Consider the following 18,113-nt stretch of genomic DNA (forward strand, 5'->3'; position numbering starts at 1 on the left):
ATTCCGGAAAGTCCAGTCCCAAATTTATTTTTCAAAGATCAACTGGAAATTTTGAAGGCGGCCGCCAGTCCCCTAGGGGACTGGAAGTAAACTCAAAACTGCCTTCAAGAAATACTATATGAGGAGGCTTGATGATGCATCGTCTCTTGATAAGTCTATTTGTCGTTATGCTTGCTGCGTGCCAATCGGAACCGGGCTCTTCGCAGCTTGGATCGAATGAAGTACAATTTAATGAAAAGAGGGTGGAAGAAATGAACCTGCAATTGATTGCTTTGGCGGCGGAAGGAGATACCGATACGGTTCTGCAACTGCTTCAAGAGGGAGCGGACATCAACGCAACGGACGGAAGCGGGAGAACGGCTGTCCTGGCGGCAACGCGCAACAATCGAGCGGATACGGTGAAAGCATTGATCCAGCAAGGCGCGGACATTAACATTCGCGACAACAGCTTGGACAATGTGCTTTTGTATGCCGGAGCGTCAGGATATCTCGAAATTGTAAAATTGGCGATTGACGCCGGCGCCGATACGAAACTGACGAACCGGTTCGGTGGCACGGCTCTGATCCCGGCTTCGGAACGCGGTCATGTCGAGGTAGTTCGGGAACTGCTCACGAATTCCGATGTCGATGTCAATCACATTAACAATTTGCAGTGGACGGCGCTGTTGGAAGCGGTCATTTTAGGGGATGGCGGCGAGAGGCATCAGAACATCGTACAACTGCTGCTCGATCATGGAGCCGATGTGAATATTAGCGACGGCGATGGGGTCACTCCGCTGCAGCATGCGCAAAAACGCGGATTCACGGAAATGGAGTCGATTCTAAAGAAGGCGGGCGCTAAGGACTAAAAGGGGGCCGAGCGATGTTGGAGATGATAGACGTAAGCGATGAGAAACCGGTACGGATCGAAACGAACCCGTATATTCCGTTGAACATTGTATTGGAAAATAACGATCGCAGCTATTCCGGGAAAGAAAGTTTGCACATGGATCCGCAAAATTAGGAGGAACATGAACTTATGGCTTTATTGGAAATATTGCATTTTGCTCAAGAAGAATGCCCTGCGGCATGGAGGGAGCAAATTATCGGGCTTATGCGGCAGGAATGGCCGCGAGCTTTTGAAGGCGGGCCTGTCGTGTGGCCGGATTGTCCGGATACGCATCCGACGTCGTTCGTGCTTCTCTCCGATCGAATGGTGGTGAGCCATGTGGCCGTGCCGAGGAAAGAGATCAGTCACAAAGGGCAGAGCTACCAAGCCTTCGGCATTAGCGAGGTGGTGACTCACCCGGATTGCCGCAGGCAAGGATACGGGGCGAGACTGCTGAAGGAAGCGGCTGCCTATATTGCCGGCAATTCGCCGGATATCAGCCTTTTTACTTGCGTCCCTTCGTTGGTTCCTTTCTATGCTCACGCCGGGTGGGAACATTATGCGGGCACGGTGTTGGTAGGGGGAACGCGCGACAACCCGTTCCGCAGCGATTCGCTGGGGCTGGCGACGATGATGCGTTTGTATTCGGATAAAGCGCGCCGGAATCGGCATGCCTTTCAAGAGACGGACATCGAGTTGGAACTTGGCGAACGGAAGCTATGGTAGGCATGGGGGAAATTGGGCGTTGTACCGGATATGGTGCTACCTTTCAAGCCTAGCGGTTATGCATTTTCGGCCCTTCTGTCGAAATCCCACTCGTTCAGGAAACCCCGCGGCTTCTTTCCGTCTGATCGCGATTTGCTCGCCGCGTGAAGTCCTGAAGCATCCCATGCCCTCGGAACCCGGCGGTCTTGCTGCTGATACCGATACACCAGCTTACTGAATGAAAGGGATATCGACAGAGGGCGGGATAAAGAGATATCGCAATCCCACGACATAAGGTCGACTTCAAAAATGAAATAAAGAAATATAGCGACAGGCTTCCGATTCGGTTCGGAGGGCTGTCGTTTTGCGTTCAAAGCACGATTCATAGAAAATTCCCCCGCCATCGAAGAAATGTACACCTGCTCGCTTCCCTCGCGCTTGATTTAAGATAAGGATGTGCACAGAAATGAGGGGCATGCAACCTTACCATTTATGAGAGCGGAGGAGTCGACATGGCGGAAAAACAAGTGAAAGTAGGAATCATCGGGACTGGATTTATGGGCAAAGCGCATGCCGAAGGGTACCAATTATTCAACATAGAAATCGGTATGTTCGCTTCCCGGACGGCGGAGAAAGCGCAAGCGGTCGCCGAACAATTCGGCGTGGCACGCTGGACCGACCATTGGCTCGACTTGATCCGCGATCCGGAGATCGATTGCGTGGATATTACCGTTCCCAACCATTTGCATTACGAAATGGCCATGGCCTGCATCGAGGCCGGGAAGCCGTTCCTGATCGAGAAGCCGTTGGCGCGCAATACGGAAGAAGGCGAAGCGATCGTCCGGGCGGCCAAGGAGAAAGGAATCGTCGCCGTCTATGCGGAGAATATGCGCTTTAAGCCGGCGTTGATTCGTACGAAGGAACTTGTCGACGAAGGCGCCTTCGGCAAAGTGCTCATGCTTCGCTCGAACGAAATCCATAACGGCCCGTTCCATAGCCCGTGGTTCTGGGATGCGAATTTGACCGGCGGCGGTGCGGCGATCGACATGGGCATCCATGGCGTCAATACGCTCGAATGGATTATGGGTTCGAAAATCAAGCGCGTCTATGCCGAAACGGAAGTGCTTAAATGGAAGGAGCATTGCAAGAACGGCGCGGAAGACAGCGCGATGGCGGTGCTTCGTTTCGAGAACGGAGGCATGGCGGAAATCGTCATCAGTTGGGCGATATCGGGAGGAATGGATGTGCGTCTGGAAGTGTTCGGCGATCAAGGGACCGCCTATGTGAGCACGACGCATGAAGCAGGCGGCTTGCGCATCTACAGCCAGAACGGATACGGCAAGTCCTATGAAGAGGAAGCGAGCCTCAAGCCGCATGTCGTCCCGACGAAAGGATGGAGCTTTCCGGCGCCGAAGGACGTCATTCAACAAGGGCATGCGTTTGAAGTGAAGCATTTTATCGATTGCGTGCGCGGCAAAGTGCAGCCGTCCAGCACATTGGAAGACGGCTTGCGGGCATTAAAGGTCGTCGAGGCGATGTATCGATCGGCGAAAACGGGAATGGCCGTGGAAGTGCAATGAGGGGACAAACCGGCCGCGGGAAGAAGATGAACGAGCGCCCGGTCGCCGTCGGCATCGATGTCGGCGGCACGAAGATCCGGGCCGGATACGTCGCCGAGGACGGCGAAGTGCTGCGGACGGAGCAATATCCGATGGACCGTTCTTCCCAAGCGGCCGCGCTCCATTCCATCTACCGCGCGGCGGACGATTTCCTGCAAACGCCTTGGGACGGAACGGCTCCTTGCGGCATTGGAGTCGGCCTGGTCGGCCAGGTCGATCCCGGCCGCGGCGTGTGGGTGCAGGCGATCAATATTCCGATTCGCGAACCGGTCGCTTTAGCGGCGGAACTGACCCGCAGGTACGGGCTGCCTGCAGCAATGGACAATGACGTGCAAGCGTCTACGCATGCGGAACGGCTGTACGGCGCCGGCAAGGAGTTCGAGCATTTTATCTACATCAATGTCGGCACCGGCATTGCGATGGGCATCGTGGCGGACGGCGTGCTCGTTCGAGGGGCGGCCAATTATGCGGGTGAGTTCGGCCATATGTCGGTCGATCCGCACGGGGACGTCTGCATTTGCGGCAGGCGGGGCTGCTTGGAGCCGATCGCCTCCGGAGGCGGCATGGTCGAACGGGCGGGAGCCCACTTAGCGTCGTATCCGCATTCGTCGCTGCATGCTTACGCCGACCGTCTGCAATCGCAAGCGATCTTCGAGGAGGCCCGTCGAGGCGATCCGCTTGCGGCGCGCCTTGCGCAGAATGCGATGGAGGCGCTCGGTTCGGCCGTGACGAATGCGGTGAACCTGTTGAATCCGCAGGCCGTCATTGTAGGCGGGGGCGTGTTCAGGGACATGAGCCTGATCGAGGAGCTCAATGACTATATTCGCCGATTCAGCTTGCCGGCCGCCGCCCAATCGCTCGTACGGATCGAGACGTCGGAACTGGATATTCATATGGTGGGACTGCTCGGAGCAGCATCATTAGTTTGGAGGTCTTAAGCGATGAAATGGATTGTGGAACAAAGTACTGAAGCGTTCAACCGGCGCAGCGCGCAGGAGATTACGGAGCAAATCGGGAGGAAGGCGGACAGCAGAATCAGCTTTGCCACTGGTTCGACAACGAAAGGGATCTATCGGGAATTAGCCGCCCTCTATCGTCAGGGGGGCTTGGATTTTTCCCGCGTCGAGGCGTTTGTCCTCGACGAATACCAAGGCGCTTCCCAAGCCAATCCGGCAAGCTGCCTGGCCCGATTAACGGCGCAACTGTTCGATCAAGTCAACATGGATGCGTCACGGATCCACTTCTTTGACAGCATGGCGGCGGATCTGCATCAGGTTGCCGAAGCTTACGAGCGGAACATTCGGGCGCTTGGCGGAATCGATCTGCAAGTGCTGGGGCTGGGCGCCAACGGCCATATCGGATTCAACGAGCCCGGCACCCCGTTCCATGCCGTGACGCGCGTCGTAGATGTCGGCGAGGAGACGATCGAAGCGCGGGCGGAAATGTTCGGCTCCAGAGAACTTGTGCCCCGGCAAGGTATTACCTTGGGAATCAAGACGATTATGCAATCAAGAAAAATATTCCTGTTTGCGAACGGCGAACATAAAGCTACGATAGTGGAACAGGCGCTATTCGGTCCCGTTACGCCGGAGATTCCCGCCTCGGTACTGCAACTGCATCCGGACTTGACCGTCGTTCTCGACCGGGATGCCGCCGGGAAAGTGCGGGATCGTCTGCCGGAAGACGCTGTTGAATAACGCGGGCGATCGCAGTCGCGAATACAGGATACGAACAAGACTATAACGGTCCGGGAGGTAAAGATGAAGATTTCAATCGGAGGATACTCCTTTAACAACACATATTGCGATGGAAAAATGGACGTATTCGGTTATTTGGAGACGGTCAAATACCGGTATCGTATGGATGCGGTCGATCTATGGAACGGCTTCTTTATCGATCGGAGCCAGCCGATCTATAAGCTTGCGGATGAAAGCTATATTCGCAAAATCAAAGAAGCGCTTGACGAGAAAGAGATGAGGGTCGTCAATTTTGCCGTTGACGGAGCCCATCTGTGGGATCCGGACCCGGACATTCGGCAGAAGCTGTACGAGAATGCGCTGGTCCATCTCGACGCGGCGGAAATATTGGGCGCCGAGACAGTGCGAATCGATACGGGCGGCAGTTACCGGGAATCGGAGCCGATGACGGACGAACAATTCGAGTATACGGTCAAGCGCTATCGGGAATACGCGGACCGGGCGGCGGACCGCGGGTATAAGATCGGTCCCGAGAATCATATGGGCGCCTCCTTGCTGCCGCGGGAAATGAAACGAATCGCGGAGGCCGTCGATCATCCGGCATTCGGATTTCTGCTTCATCTCAACCGGTGGAAAGCCGATGAATTGGAAGGGGACGAACTGGTTGCGCCATGGGCGTTCCATACCCATTTCGATGCGAAAACCGTCGTCCTTCCCGAGGCGGAAGCGAAAGTCAAAAGCTTGCTCGCGGGCGGTTATGAAGGCTACTGGGGCGTGGAATACAATGCGCCCGGCAATCAGTACGCCGAGATGGAATGGATCATTGCGGCCGTGAAACGATTGTTGATCGGCGCCGGCAATGAAATCGAGCGAGGTGAACAGGCGCAATGAGCGATACGGTCAAAATCGGCATGATAGGCGTAGGGCAGATCGGCAAGCTGCATCTGGAAAGATACGAAGCGATTCCCGGCGTGGAGATTGTCGCCGCCTGCGACGTGAATGAAGCGGAAGCCCGGAGAACGGCGGAACGATACGGAATTCCCCATGTCTACACGGACTTCCGGGAAATGCTGAAGCGGGACGATATCGTCGCGGTCGACGTATGCTTGCATAACAACTTTCACGCGCCGGTTACGCTGGCCGCGTTCGAGGCGGGCAAGCATGTCTATTGCGAGAAGCCGATCGCCGGTTCTTACGCCGACGGCAAAGCGATGTTCGATGCGGCGGCGCAAACCGGCCGCATGCTGCATATTCAGCTTAGCACGTTATACCGGCCGGAAACGAAAGCGGCCAAAACGTTAATCGACGGAGGCAAGCTCGGCAAGCTTTATCATGCCCGTTCCACCGGCTTTCGCCGGCGGGGACGCCCTTATGTGGACGGATACGGCACGCCGTTCTTCACCCGCAAGGAAGCGGCCGCGGGCGGCGCGCTGCTGGACATGGGCGTCTATCATATTGCGCAAATGATGTATTTGCTGGGCAATCCGGAAGTGGCTAGCGTCTCGGGCAAAGTGTATCAAGAGATGGAGATGCTGGCCGAACGGCGGGAGAAGAGCGGATTCGACGTGGAGGAGTTGGCCGTCGGGCTGGTTAAATGCCGGAACGGCATTACACTGGATTTGATCGAAGCGTGGTCGGTCCATATGGGCGGCTTCGAAGGCGGAACCGTCCTCGGGTCGCAAGGCGGGATCCGATTGCCGGCGGAGCTTGCGAACGGGATCAGCCAGCCGTTCAGCTTCCACAGCACCGTATGCGACATCGACATGGACGCCACGGTGGATTTGGAGAAAATGGATCTGCGCTGGCATCGGTTAAGAGAAGATGAAACCGCTTACGATTCGTCGCAGCATCACTGGATCGCCGCGCTTGCGGGCCGGGTTCCTCTGCTGCCGACGGCGGAGCTTGCTCTGAATACGATGTTGATCAGCGAAGGGATCTACTTGTCGGACCGGCTGGAACGCGAAGTAACGGCGGAAGAAACCGCGGCGCTCTCGCAATCCCTGTCCGTCTCCGTATAGCCGAATGCCTTTTACAAATAACACATTATTGGGGGTTCGAAAGATGAAAAAGAGATGGCCGATCGCAGGTTTGACAATCCTATTATCCGTCATGCTGGCTATATCCGGATGCGGATCGAGCAACAATGACGGAGCGCCGGAGCAAGGAACAGGCGGCAAGCAAGAGCAACCGGGCGAAAAAGTGAAGGAATTCGAAATGTCGTTGCGGCACACGTTTATTAACGAAGCGGACCAATCGCGCGTAGCGATGTTGAACGATGTCATTCAAGAAGTGGAGAAGCAAGTTCCCGGCTTGAAAATCGTAACGGAAGGCGTCGATGTCGTCGTTAACCGTTCGACCAAACTGAAGGCCGAATTCGCCGCGGGCACCCCGCCGAAAATGTTCTACAACTTTGGCGGCAGCGACACGGAGAACTATGCCAAAACCGGACATTTGCTGGACTTGACCCCGATCGTGGAAGAATTGGGCTTGAAGGATAAAATTCAGGATTTCTCCGAATTTACGGTGGACGGCAAAATTTACGGCATTCCCGATAACGGCTATATCGAAGGATTTTTCTACAACAAGAAAATATTCGAGGAATTGAATCTCACGCCGCCGACAACGTGGGAGGAATTTCTGGCGATGTGCGAAACGCTGAAATCGAACGGCTATACGCCGCTCGCCCTCGGTGCGGCCGAAGCGTGGTCGATCAATATGATCCCGACGAATTTCGCCGCGACGCTTGGCGGAGCCGACTTTTTCCGCGGCTTGAAGACCGGGGAGACGAAGTGGACCGATCCCGAGATGGTCGAAGCGTTCAAGAGGGTCAAGGAATTGCTCGATAAAGGCTACTATACGGAAAACACGCTCGGCTTCAAGCATTCCGAAGCGCAGGCACAATTCTCCAGCGGCAAAGCGGCGATCATCTTCGACGGCACTTGGGGGCTCAACACCTATGCCAATAAAGACCGGTCGGTCGTGGCGAACGATCTCGGCTTCTTCAAAGTTCCGAACTTCGGCGGCAAGGGCGACAATACGATTAACGCCAGCTTCTCCACAGGCTATGCGTTCTCGTCCCATCTGGACGACAACGAAATGGAAGCCGTGAAAGCTTTTATTAAAGAGTACTATCAGGAAAAATGGCAAAAGAGACAATTGCTCGAATCCAACCGCTTCCCATCGATGGTGCTGACCGATACGGAAGGCGTGGAGCCGATCATTAAGGAAGTCAGCGACGCCGCGCAAGGCATGGCTACGTTCCCGGCGTTCGACGCGCTGGTGCAGCCGAAGATCAAGACCGATCTCGAAGCGGGCATGCAGCAAGTGGTGGGCAATAAAACTTCCGTTGAGAAGATGCTGGAAAATATGCAATCCTTCCAGGAGCGAGAAAATAACAAAGAGTAACGGCAACCAGACGCTGCGGGTATCGCCGAGGCCGCGATACCCGTACATTGATTCGGATCGGAGGGATTGGAATTGAATCGGATGTTCAAAAATCCTGTCGCTTATCTATTTTTTATCGTGCCCACGCTTTTGCTGTATTTTGTATTCTACTTGTACCCGTTATCCTCTACCGTGATCTATGCGTTCTCGGATTGGGACGGGTTATCGGAGCCGGTATTCAACGGATTGGATAATTTCCGCAGAGCGTTGCAAGACGAACAGCTTTTCCGGTCGCTATGGAACAATCTGGCCTTCACCGGCTTCGCGCTGATCGTGCAGCTTCCCATTATTGTCGGTTCCGCCGTTCTAATCTCCGAAGTCCGCCGGTGGTCGGGTTTTTACAAGACGACGTTTTTCATGCCGGCCATTTTGTCTACGCCCGTCGTGGCGGTACTCTGGTCTTTCGTCGTTTTCCATCCGGAGATTGGCATTCTGAATTTGACGCTGCGCCATCTCGGGCTCGGACATTGGGCGAGGGCGTGGCTTGCGGACGATCATACCGCGCTGCTGTCGATCTTGGTGACGAACGCATGGGCCAGCATCGGCTTTTACATCGTACTGGCGCTTGCCGCCATTTACGGTATTTCCAGAGAGATCCACGAAGCGGCGCAAGTGGATGGGGCGAGCTTCTGGCAGCGGTCGCTGTTCATTACCGTTCCCATGATTCGTCCGGTCATCTCTGTCATCGTTTTGCTGAAAGTGGCCGGATCGCTCAAAACGCTCGATATCGTCATGGTGATGACGGGCGGAGGCCCGGCGGGGCTGACGGATGTAATGGCGACGTATATGTATCGGGTCGGCTTCCAATACCTTGAATCCGGTTATGCGAATACGATCGCGTTTATTATGGTCATCTTTACGGTCATACTGACGGGCATTACCGGTTACATCTCGAAGAAGCTGGAGGAGGTCTGACGAGAGATGGGCACAAAGAACAAACCAAAGAACGGCATACTCCTTCATATCGTATTGATGGGCTATGTTATAATTTCCTTATATCCGCTGTTCTGGGCGTTTCAGAACTCGTTCAAACGGCATGTCGACATCATCGTCTCGCCGTTCGCCCCGATCAAAAATTTTACGTTCCAAAACTATATCGACGCATGGAATACGTCCAACGTGAACGTCTATTTAGCGAACAGTTTTCTCGTCAGCACCGTTTCCAGCGTTGCAACCGTTTTCCTGGCAGCGATGACGGCGTACGCGTTGGTGAGAATTCCTTATAAACTATTGAACGCCGCGATCATGGGCATTTTGCTGCTCGCCATCATGGTCCCGGGAGCTACGATTCTGGTGCCGCTGTATTCGTTCGTGCGCAAATTCGAACAGTATTTCGGCTTTCAAATCTACGACACGTATATGTCGCTGATCTTCCCTTATGTCACGTTCGGACTGGCGATTTCCGTTGTCATTATTAAAGCGTTTATGAGTTCGATGCCGAAGGAGCTGGAAGAGGCTGCGGTGATGGACGGGCTGAACATCTACGGATTGTTCTTCCGCATTGTGCTGCCGCTATGTTTGCCCGCGCTCGTCTCCGTCTTTATCGTTAACTACTTAAACAACTGGAACGAGTTTATTATGGCGAATCTGCTTCTGTCCAAAGAAAATTTGCGCACGCTCGCGGTCGGGGTGGCTGCATTTAAAGACATGCTGAACACGAACTATGGCGGCCTGTATGCGGCAACGATGTACAGCGTCATTCCGGTTGTCATCGTATATATTTTCCTGCAGGACCGAATCATCGAAGGCTTGACCTCGGGAAGCTTGAAAGGCTGAGCAGCGGTTACAGACGAGGAGGACATCATCCGGTATGAGCATCCGCAATCGAGTATTAATAGGTTTCGTATTATGCATTATTCTTCCGATTATCGCGCTCGGCATTGTCGGCTCGGCGCTGTTCCAGACGGTGCTGCAGAAGAAATATTCCGAGCAGTCGCAGCTGATCAACGCTTCCGTAGCGCGGAATGTGGCGACGATATTCAAGGACGCTACGGCCTATTCGGATCAATCGATGTTCTCCAGCCGTGTGCAGGACTTTCTGAATCAAGATGCGGACGAACGGGATATGACGGAGATTCCGAGCCTGCTCAACCAGACGTTTCTGATGTACGGTCCGCTCGATACGGTAACGCTGTATACGTTGGACGGCGAGGCTTACAGCCGATCAAAATCCGATCTGAAGCCGGTTTCCATGGAACAGCTGCGCCAAAGCGGCGTACTGTCCGAAATGATCCGGCGCAACGGCATTTCCGTATGGCTCGGGCCTTACGAAGGTTCCGGGCTGTCGCCGTCGAACCGGTTTTTCACGCAATTGCGCGTCGTCAACGATCTGAACCGGCAGGAAACGATCGGGTACGTGATGCTGCAATACCAGTTCAACGAATTGGATCAAGTGTTCAATTTCTATTCGAGCAAATTGGATATTCCCAATCATTTTATGTTGGTGAATCAAGAGGGGCTTATCGTGTACGATAACCAGGGCAATGCCGGCGGGGAGAACCTGCGGGGCAAGGTGTCGAAGCCTTTCGACTTAGGCGGGGATTCCGGCAGCGGGAAGCTGGAGTTTAACGGAACGAAAAGCATTTTATCGGTGCAGCCGCTCAATATGAAAGATTTGGGAATATCGAATTTGACGCTGGTCTCGGTTGTTCCGTGGGACTATCTGACCGGGGAGACGACGGCGATTATCCGCTCGATCGGGATCGTGATGGCGGTTATTTTGCTGCTTGCCTTGCTCTTCAATATGATGTTTATCAAACGGTATATTCGGTTTATTATTCGCATGATGCATACGATGAAATTGATCGAACTGGGGGACCTTGGCGTACGCATGGCTTTGGACAGCCGGGACGAGACCGGATCGCTCGCAAGGAGCTTCAACCGATTGGTCGAAAAAGTGGAGGAACTGATCGAGGAAGTGAAGCAGGAGCAGGCGCGCAAGAACAGGGCCGAATTGATGCTGCTGCAGGCGCAGATCAAACCGCATTTTATTATGAATACGCTCGAATCGATCAACGCCTTAAATATGCGGAACGAGCGGGACAAGGTCAGCCAGATGGTGTACCGTCTGGGGCAAAATTTGCATATCAGCTTTCAGGAACAGGAAGAAATTACATTAGGCAAGGAAATCGGCTATTTGCAAAATTATTTCGAAATCCAAAAGGTTCGTTTCGGCCATCTGTTCGATTATGAGATCGTTATGCCGCCGGAACTGGAGAAGTATTCGATCTTGAAATTTACGTTACAGCCTTTGGTAGAGAATAGCATACAGCACGGCTTCGACGATATCGACCGCAAAGGAATGATCGTCGTTCGAGTGGAGGAACGGGAGCGGAATTTGTTGTTATGGGTCGAGGATAACGGTTCGGGGATCGATCCCGATATTTTGCCCTCGTTTCATTACCGGAAATCGAAATTGGCGGAGGACAGGAGGCGGAGTGACGGAAGAGTGGGCCTCGGGGTCATGAATGTGGCGGATCGATTGCGCATGCATTACGGGGCCGGTTACGGCATGTTCATATGCAGCGATCCGGGCCGGGGAACGAAGATTCAATGCTTGATTCCGAAACGGGAGGGTGATTCGAATGATGATTCGCGCTTTAATAGTTGACGACGAGCCGTTAATTGTGGATACGCTGTCGAACGCGATTCCGTGGAACCGGCATGCGATCGAACTGGTCGGTTCGGCGGACAACGGGGTATCCGCCCTGGAGATGGTGAAGGAGTACGAGCCGGATCTGATCCTGTGCGATATCCGGATGCCGAAGCTGGACGGGCTTGCGTTTCTGCAGCAGTTGAATGAGATGGGAAACCGAAGCAGTGTCATTATGCTCACCGGGTTCGCCGAATTCGAATACGCCAGGCAGGCGATGCAATTCGGCGCGAAGGACTTGATTCTCAAGCCGATCAATTATATCGAATTGGATCAAGTGGTCGAACGGATGGGAGCGCAAATCAGGGAACATAAACTGGACGACCGGCGGAAACGGCATCAGTTCAACCATATGAAACATTTGCTGTACGAAAAGATGATTACCGATATTTTGTTCGACTATACGAAGCTGGCCGCGCAACCGTTCTATTCCGAATTCGAATTTGATGTGGAAGGGACAAACTGCGTCTTTTTCCTGGCCGATTTGGAGCGCTATGCTTATAATGCTCATCGTTGGAACGAGAACGAGCGCAAACTGCATAATTTTGCCGTGCGAAACGTGCTTCAGGACGCGCTGCAGCCGTACCGCCTCGACTACTCGGTATTGCAGACACGGGAGGGGGAGTGGTGCGTGCTCATTCGCCGGCCCGTCTCGGAAAAGCCGTTCGATATGGAAGAGGCTGTGCGGTGGGCGGAACAAATGGCGCAAGCGGTGCTCGATCATACGAAGCTGGCGATTCATATCGGCGTATTTCCCGAATATGTCCCTGTGGCGGAATTGGCGCAGGCGTACAAAAGGCTACAGAGGGAAGTGCAATTCTCGGGCGAACGGCAACGGGTCGTCGCGCTTGGATCGGATCGGCAGGAAGAAACCGCGAGCTTGTCGTTCTGGGAACGGGTCGAAGAGATCGTCGCCGGCTTGAAGCGATGCGATACGCGGCGAATGCGGGAGGCGCATCGTTCGCTCATTCATGAGTTGAAGAGCGTCTCCCCTTTGAAATTGGAGAAAATCCTTCACTTTCTCGTGCTCCATTTATTGCGGGAGTTGAAAGAAATTAAGAAGATCGGGGAAGCGGAAGAGCGGGACGTCTGGGTGCGGCTGGAGCAATACGCCAGCGCGAAGGATCTGATCGCCGTTTTGAATCAGATGATCGAGGATGCCGTGATCGAAGCGGGCAACAATCGCTCGAACGAATCGCTGATGGATATGGCCAAGGATTATATCGCGAAGCATGCATCCAGCGATCTGGGCGTCGAGGAAGTGGCCGATTACTTGGGCTTGAGCTCCAGCCATTTCAGCGTATTGTTCAAGCAGCATGTCGGCGAAACCTTCGTCGAGCATTTAACTCGGCTGCGGATCGATTGGGCCAAGTCGATGCTGGTGAACAGCGGCCAGAGCATCTCGAATATCGGCAAGACGGTCGGCTATCTCGACCGCCGTTATTTCAACAAGGTATTCGCCAAATGCGAGGGCGTGACGCCGGCCGAATACCGGGCCCGTTCGGTGTTACGCTCCCGATAAGATTTCTACTATTCCCTAGTTCTATATGCTAACATTATGACGAATATGTATACGGCATGTTGCGAAGCGAATTCGACCGTACGCTGCCGGAATATCTCCGGCAAGGTTTTGATCAAGTGTGATGTGGCTGCCCAACGGACCTTTCGTCGAGAAAAACCTGCAATTGTGCGCAATTGTGCAGCCTTTCAACCGTTTTAATCGATTGCTCCAGCAATGCCTGCGAAAATACAGCGAAAATACATCTTTTTTCCCGTCTCGGTAGGGGATGGGGTGGTTTGATGCGGAATTCCTGTATACTCGCTGGCTTTTTTCGTAACATCTTGTTTCGTTGAGAAATAACTGTATTTTTGCAGTAAGCTGCGTTCGTCACAGGGGATTGGTGGCTATATTGGTTCTTGTCTAATAAGTTCGTTCAATTTTGCCGCCCATTTTTGCTCCTGATTTGCCGCTCCTGGTATCCTCTGTTTCCCGCTTCTGTCGAAATCCCTTTCGCTCAGGATCTCAGGATCTCAAGTGATATGGCGTTTAGAGAATTAGCATCGTGAGTTACAGATATAGATGTAGCGGATTGACATCATATTGTGCGTTCGTTACGGGATTGAATTGAAAAAAACGGTCAAAGCACAACTGCACCATTTTCCCAAAAGTGCCAAGTCATAGGGTGCGGCGGCTTTATCATGAGGCGTAATGTCATCAACGGCAACTCCGACAGTTTGCGGGCAAATCATCGTTCAGGAACACGCAGCGATCCAATCGCGCCCCGTTCGAAGGAACCGGCTTTCTGAATGAAGGGGATTTCTACAGAAGGCCGGGAAAAATGCTTCATCGGCTGAAAAGTAATGAGCGCATAATGCAACAATGATGCACCGGAACGGGAGAGAACGAGATTCGGAGGGTTTGCATCCGAGGAAGGTTGTGAAATCAGGCACAACACACAATTGGAAAAATAATCATTGACAAAGTTTGACAAGATGTGATTCAATTCAATTAATTAATAAAGTTTATTAATTTACGAAGCGGGGTGAGGACATGCAGAAGATGATTGGCCAACCTGGCATTTTAAAAAAAGTGAATGCGCATATGATCAAGCAAATCATCACGGTACACGGCCCGATTTCCAAGCCGGAAATTGCCAAATTGACAAAGCTTAGTTTGCCTACCGTCAATAAAATCGTGGAAGTTCTTGTACAGGAGGATCAGATCGTTGCGGCGGGCTTGGAAGGTTCCAGCAGCGGACGCAAAGCGCAGTTGTACAAGATTAACGCCAATCAAGGCTACGTTGCGGCGATCTACGTGAAGGACAACTTTTATATTTGCGGCATTTCGACGTTTACCGGAGAGATCATCGAACGGAATACATATGTTTTCGACGAAAAGCAAGCGATTTCAAGGTTCGAGGATTTGCTACGCGTCATTGATTTGCTGACGGAGAAGATCGGCCGGGACAAACTGAAGGCCATCGGCATCGGCGTGCCGGGTGCGGTAGACGTGAATGATACCGTCTATAGCATTCCGACAATTCCGGAATGGGAATCGTTCCCGATGCGGGAGGAAATCGAGAAGCGATACGAGATCCCGGTATTTGTCGAAAACGATATTAATTTGACGACGGTGGGGTATTTTAACGCCGGTTTGGAAGGCCGCGGCGAGAATATGATGTATATCTATCTCGGCCAAGGGATCGGCGCCGGATTGATTATCCATAAGAAGCTGTACAAGGGTATGAGCAATTTCGCGGGAGAATTGAGTTATATGGTCGTTGACGGTTTCGATTCGAATACGCCGCATGAGTGGAGATCGAAAGGGCTGCTGGAGCGCCAATTGGATCAAGCGGGCCGCAATCGGGACAAAGTGGCGAACATTATTTTCAAAATGTGCATGAATGTCGTCAGCATCGTCAATCCCGAATGTATCGTATTGACTGGGGCGTTAGCAAACGAAGAAATCGTGCGCTCTGTCGAAAAGGCTCTCTCCGATTCGCTTCATCAATGGAATATGCCGCAACTGGTGTATTTGCAAAATCCCGATCCTTACAGCATTCAAGGTATCGTCAGCATGTGTCTCTCCCATATCGATTCGCAAATCCAGTTAGTGAACCGTCAAGGCATCTAGAACATGAAGGCGAATTGATGCGTTAGAGGACAAAACGCCCGCTGAGTGAAGTCGCACCATACCTGAGACATCGGAATTGAAGGGAGTTTCGAAGCATGTACTTGAAGAAATTGCAGGAACGCAACAAAGCCTTGATCGACGCAGCCATAAAGCTCCATGCGGAGGGCGCGCTCGAAGCGAATACTTACGTGATCGACGTGCAGGCGCTGCGCCGCAATGCGGAAATTATTCGCGCGGAAGCGGACAAGCACGGCATTACCTTGTACGGAATGACCAAGCAAATCGGGTATAACCCTGTCGCTCACCGCACCATCATGGAAGCGGGAATCGGCAAGTTCGTGAGCGTCGATTGGCTTGGCGCGCGGCTCATGCGCGAGCAAGGAGTGCCGGTCGGACACGTCGGCCATCTCGTGCAAGCCCCGCAATCCGTCGCGGAAGAGCTGGTCGCGTTAGGCCCGGAAGCGTTCACCGTGTTCAGTCTGCGCAAGGCGGCGTCCGTGGCCGAGGCGGCCGCAAAGCTCGGCGTCGAACAGAATGTGCTGCTGCGCGTGTATAAAGAAGGCGATCGCTTCTATCCCGGACATGAAGGCGGCTTCCAACTGAAGGATGTTGTCGATGCCGCCCGTGAAATATCGAAGCTGAAGGGCGTTCGAGTCATTGGAACGACCGCGTTTCCATCGCTGCTATATAACGAAGAAGCCGGCACGGTGCTGCCGACGCCGAATTTTCAAACGGCGGTCGATGCGGCGGCGCGATTGCGCAAGGAGCTCGGCATCGATATCCGTCAGATTAATACGCCAGGCAGCACATCGTCGGCCGTTATCGGCAAAATTGCCGAGCACGGCGGCACGCATGCCGAGCCGGGACACGGCTTGACCGGCTCGACGCCGATCAGCTTCGATACGGATATTCCCGAAACGCCCGCGATGCTGTATCTCTCGGAAATATCCCACGAATACGGCGGCAACGGCCACATGTTCGGGGGCGGTCTATATGTTGACCGCGTGCGCGGCCGTTACACGTTGTCTGCATTGGTCGGCGCTTCGTTGGACACGCGCGAGGTCGAACTGATCCCGGACGACGGCATCGATTACTACGGCTATGTGCGCGGCGCGAAGGAAGGCGAGCCGGTCATTCTGGGCTTCCGCGCGCAAATCTTCGTGACGCGCGGACAAGTGGCCGCGATCGACGGCGTGCAGGAAGGGAAGCCGCGCGTGATCGGCTATCACGATGCCATGGGGCGTCCGGTGCAACGCGGAGTATAACACGAAACAAGCAAGCACTCATAATTTAAGTTCGCACAATACATGGGAGGTCAAACAGAATGAAACAAAAGTGGATGACAGGATTGGGTTTGATTTTGGCGTTAGCGATGATGTTGGCTGCATGCGGCAATCAGGGAGCCGCGCCGCAAGGGAACGACGGGAAGCCGAACGCTGCGCTTGAGGCGGCTGCTCCGATCGCATTAGAGAAAGATGCCGACGGCGACGCCGAAATTATGAGCACGGGGCCGCATGGGGAAGCGGCGGTAGCAGCAACAACGCTCGAGTTGACGGCCGAGGAAGTCGAGAAGCTGCGCGAAGGCAACTATAAAGCGGCCATCGTGCTGCATTATGCCGGCAACGACTGGTCGACGGCCCAATTGGACGGATTGAAGACGACATTCGGCAAGATGGGAATCGAAGTGATTGCCGAGACCGATGCGCAGTTTAAATCGGAAAAGCAAGTTTCGGACATTGAAACGGTCATGGCGAGAAAGCCGGATGTAATTATCGGCCTGCCGGTCGACCCGGTATCTACGGCGGGGGCTTTCAAGAAAGCGGCCGAAGCCGGCGCGAAAATCGTATTCATGGATAATGTCGCGGACGGCTTGGAGCACGGCACCCACTACGCCAGCGTCGTTTCTGCGGATAATTACGGCAACGGCGTCAAGGCGGCGGACATTCTGGCCGAGAAGTTGGGCGGCAAAGGCAAGATCGGCGTCATTTATCACGATGCGGATTTCTTCGTCACCAAGCAGCGGGTCGAAGCGTTCGAGCAAACGATGAAGGAGAAGTATCCGGAGATTGAAATCGCCGCTCGCGGCGGAATCGTGGAGCCAAGCGACGGGGAGAAAGTGGCGTCTGCCTTGTTGACGAAGCATCCCGATCTGGACGGCATGTTCGTTGTCTGGGACGTTCCGGCCGAAGGAGCGCTCGCTGCCGTGCGCACAGCCGGTAAAAAAGATCTGGTTATTACAACGAGCGACTTAGGAACGAATGTGGCATTGGAAATCGCGAAAGACGGCATTGTCAAAGGGCTTGGCTCCGAGCGCCCTTACGATCAGGGCGTGGCGGAAGCCATTCTGGCCGGTTATGCGCTGCTCGGCAAAGAAACGCCGTCCTATGTAGTCGTTCCTCCGCTGGGCGTGACGAAAGACAATGTGCTTGAAGGCTGGAAATCGGTCTATCGTCAAGAAGCGCCCGATTTAATCAAGAACGCGCTGAAATAAAAC

Annotated in this window: 16 protein-coding genes; all 16 read left to right on the plus strand. The window is 53.7% G+C overall.

Annotation, left to right across the window (positions count from 1 at the left end):
* Window positions 1–251 precede the first annotated feature (251 nt).
* The gene (locus LQ229_RS15420; protein WP_230192245.1) at window positions 252–848 is read left to right on the plus strand and encodes an ankyrin repeat domain-containing protein; all 597 of its coding nucleotides are present in this window, start codon (window positions 252–254) and stop codon (window positions 846–848) included.
* A gap of 14 nt (window positions 849–862) precedes the next feature.
* Window positions 863–1,003: a hypothetical protein gene (locus LQ229_RS15425; RefSeq protein WP_230192214.1), complete on the plus strand. Its 141-nt coding sequence runs from the start codon at window positions 863–865 to the stop codon at window positions 1,001–1,003.
* 15 nt (window positions 1,004–1,018) lie between these two features.
* On the plus strand, window positions 1,019–1,594 hold the full coding sequence (locus LQ229_RS15430) for a GNAT family N-acetyltransferase (protein ID WP_216538271.1): 576 nt from the start codon (window positions 1,019–1,021) through the stop codon (window positions 1,592–1,594).
* Window positions 1,595–2,085: 491 nt separating this feature from the next.
* Window positions 2,086–3,153, plus strand: a complete 1,068-nt coding sequence (locus LQ229_RS15435; RefSeq protein ID WP_216538272.1) for a Gfo/Idh/MocA family oxidoreductase — start codon at window positions 2,086–2,088, stop codon at window positions 3,151–3,153.
* On the plus strand, window positions 3,150–4,130 hold the full coding sequence (locus tag LQ229_RS15440) for an ROK family protein (RefSeq protein WP_216538273.1): 981 nt from the start codon (window positions 3,150–3,152) through the stop codon (window positions 4,128–4,130). The genes LQ229_RS15435 and LQ229_RS15440 overlap by 4 nt, the downstream gene beginning before the upstream one ends.
* 3 nt (window positions 4,131–4,133) lie before the next feature.
* Complete coding sequence (locus tag LQ229_RS15445) at window positions 4,134–4,889, plus strand: glucosamine-6-phosphate deaminase (protein WP_230192215.1); 756 nt, start codon at window positions 4,134–4,136, stop codon at window positions 4,887–4,889.
* A 63-nt stretch (window positions 4,890–4,952) separates the two neighbouring features.
* Complete coding sequence (locus tag LQ229_RS15450) at window positions 4,953–5,780, plus strand: TIM barrel protein (protein ID WP_216538275.1); 828 nt, start codon at window positions 4,953–4,955, stop codon at window positions 5,778–5,780.
* Complete coding sequence (locus LQ229_RS15455) at window positions 5,777–6,907, plus strand: Gfo/Idh/MocA family oxidoreductase (RefSeq protein ID WP_230192216.1); 1,131 nt, start codon at window positions 5,777–5,779, stop codon at window positions 6,905–6,907. The genes LQ229_RS15450 and LQ229_RS15455 overlap by 4 nt, the downstream gene beginning before the upstream one ends.
* Window positions 6,908–6,950: 43 nt before the next feature.
* Entirely contained in the window at window positions 6,951–8,294 is a 1,344-nt protein-coding gene (locus LQ229_RS15460; RefSeq protein WP_230192217.1) for an extracellular solute-binding protein, read from the plus strand.
* 81 nt (window positions 8,295–8,375) lie between these two features.
* Window positions 8,376–9,248 carry a sugar ABC transporter permease gene (locus LQ229_RS15465; RefSeq protein ID WP_230192246.1) on the plus strand — a complete coding sequence of 291 codons (873 nt, stop codon included), beginning with the start codon at window positions 8,376–8,378 and terminating at the stop codon, window positions 9,246–9,248.
* 6 nt (window positions 9,249–9,254) lie between these two features.
* The gene (locus tag LQ229_RS15470; protein WP_230192218.1) at window positions 9,255–10,109 is read left to right on the plus strand and encodes a carbohydrate ABC transporter permease; all 855 of its coding nucleotides are present in this window, start codon (window positions 9,255–9,257) and stop codon (window positions 10,107–10,109) included.
* Window positions 10,110–10,143: 34 nt separating this feature from the next.
* Entirely contained in the window at window positions 10,144–11,943 is a 1,800-nt protein-coding gene (locus LQ229_RS15475; RefSeq protein ID WP_216538280.1) for a sensor histidine kinase, read from the plus strand.
* On the plus strand, window positions 11,918–13,507 hold the full coding sequence (locus LQ229_RS27140; protein WP_290370040.1) for a response regulator: 1,590 nt from the start codon (window positions 11,918–11,920) through the stop codon (window positions 13,505–13,507). Before LQ229_RS15475 ends, LQ229_RS27140 begins: the two co-directional genes overlap by 26 nt.
* 1,029 nt (window positions 13,508–14,536) lie before the next feature.
* A complete protein-coding gene (locus LQ229_RS15490; protein WP_230192219.1) occupies window positions 14,537–15,619 on the plus strand; it encodes an ROK family protein in 1,083 nt (360 codons plus the stop codon).
* A 95-nt stretch (window positions 15,620–15,714) separates the two neighbouring features.
* Window positions 15,715–16,884 (plus strand): alanine racemase, encoded by a 1,170-nt coding sequence (locus tag LQ229_RS15495; protein ID WP_230192220.1) that lies wholly within the window; start codon window positions 15,715–15,717, stop codon window positions 16,882–16,884.
* Window positions 16,885–16,943: 59 nt separating this feature from the next.
* The gene (locus LQ229_RS15500; protein WP_230192221.1) at window positions 16,944–18,110 is read left to right on the plus strand and encodes a substrate-binding domain-containing protein; all 1,167 of its coding nucleotides are present in this window, start codon (window positions 16,944–16,946) and stop codon (window positions 18,108–18,110) included.
* Window positions 18,111–18,113: the final 3 nt, after the last annotated feature.

Origin of the sequence: Paenibacillus sp. CECT 9249 (assembly GCF_918697855.1) — a bacterium.
GTDB lineage: Bacteria > Bacillota > Bacilli > Paenibacillales > Paenibacillaceae > MSJ-34.

Excerpts from the sequence above, each read along its gene's own strand:
- LQ229_RS15430 (WP_216538271.1), top strand. The coding sequence starts at position 1,019 with ATGGCTTTATTGGAAATATTGCATTTTGCTCAAGAAGAATGCCCTGCG.
- LQ229_RS15450 (WP_216538275.1), top strand. The coding sequence starts at position 4,953 with ATGAAGATTTCAATCGGAGGATACTCCTTTAACAACACATATTGCGAT.
- LQ229_RS15435 (WP_216538272.1), top strand. The coding sequence starts at position 2,086 with ATGGCGGAAAAACAAGTGAAAGTAGGAATCATCGGGACTGGATTTATG.
- LQ229_RS15460 (WP_230192217.1), top strand. The coding sequence starts at position 6,951 with ATGAAAAAGAGATGGCCGATCGCAGGTTTGACAATCCTATTATCCGTC.
- LQ229_RS15420 (WP_230192245.1), top strand. The coding sequence starts at position 252 with ATGAACCTGCAATTGATTGCTTTGGCGGCGGAAGGAGATACCGATACG.
- LQ229_RS27140 (WP_290370040.1), top strand. The coding sequence starts at position 11,918 with ATGATGATTCGCGCTTTAATAGTTGACGACGAGCCGTTAATTGTGGAT.
- LQ229_RS15425 (WP_230192214.1), top strand. The coding sequence starts at position 863 with ATGTTGGAGATGATAGACGTAAGCGATGAGAAACCGGTACGGATCGAA.
- LQ229_RS15455 (WP_230192216.1), top strand. The coding sequence starts at position 5,777 with ATGAGCGATACGGTCAAAATCGGCATGATAGGCGTAGGGCAGATCGGC.
- LQ229_RS15475 (WP_216538280.1), top strand. The coding sequence starts at position 10,144 with ATGAGCATCCGCAATCGAGTATTAATAGGTTTCGTATTATGCATTATT.
- LQ229_RS15465 (WP_230192246.1), top strand. The coding sequence starts at position 8,376 with ATGTTCAAAAATCCTGTCGCTTATCTATTTTTTATCGTGCCCACGCTT.
- LQ229_RS15490 (WP_230192219.1), top strand. The coding sequence starts at position 14,537 with ATGCAGAAGATGATTGGCCAACCTGGCATTTTAAAAAAAGTGAATGCG.
- LQ229_RS15445 (WP_230192215.1), top strand. The coding sequence starts at position 4,134 with ATGAAATGGATTGTGGAACAAAGTACTGAAGCGTTCAACCGGCGCAGC.
- LQ229_RS15440 (WP_216538273.1), top strand. The coding sequence starts at position 3,150 with ATGAGGGGACAAACCGGCCGCGGGAAGAAGATGAACGAGCGCCCGGTC.
- LQ229_RS15495 (WP_230192220.1), top strand. The coding sequence starts at position 15,715 with ATGTACTTGAAGAAATTGCAGGAACGCAACAAAGCCTTGATCGACGCA.
- LQ229_RS15470 (WP_230192218.1), top strand. The coding sequence starts at position 9,255 with ATGGGCACAAAGAACAAACCAAAGAACGGCATACTCCTTCATATCGTA.
- LQ229_RS15500 (WP_230192221.1), top strand. The coding sequence starts at position 16,944 with ATGAAACAAAAGTGGATGACAGGATTGGGTTTGATTTTGGCGTTAGCG.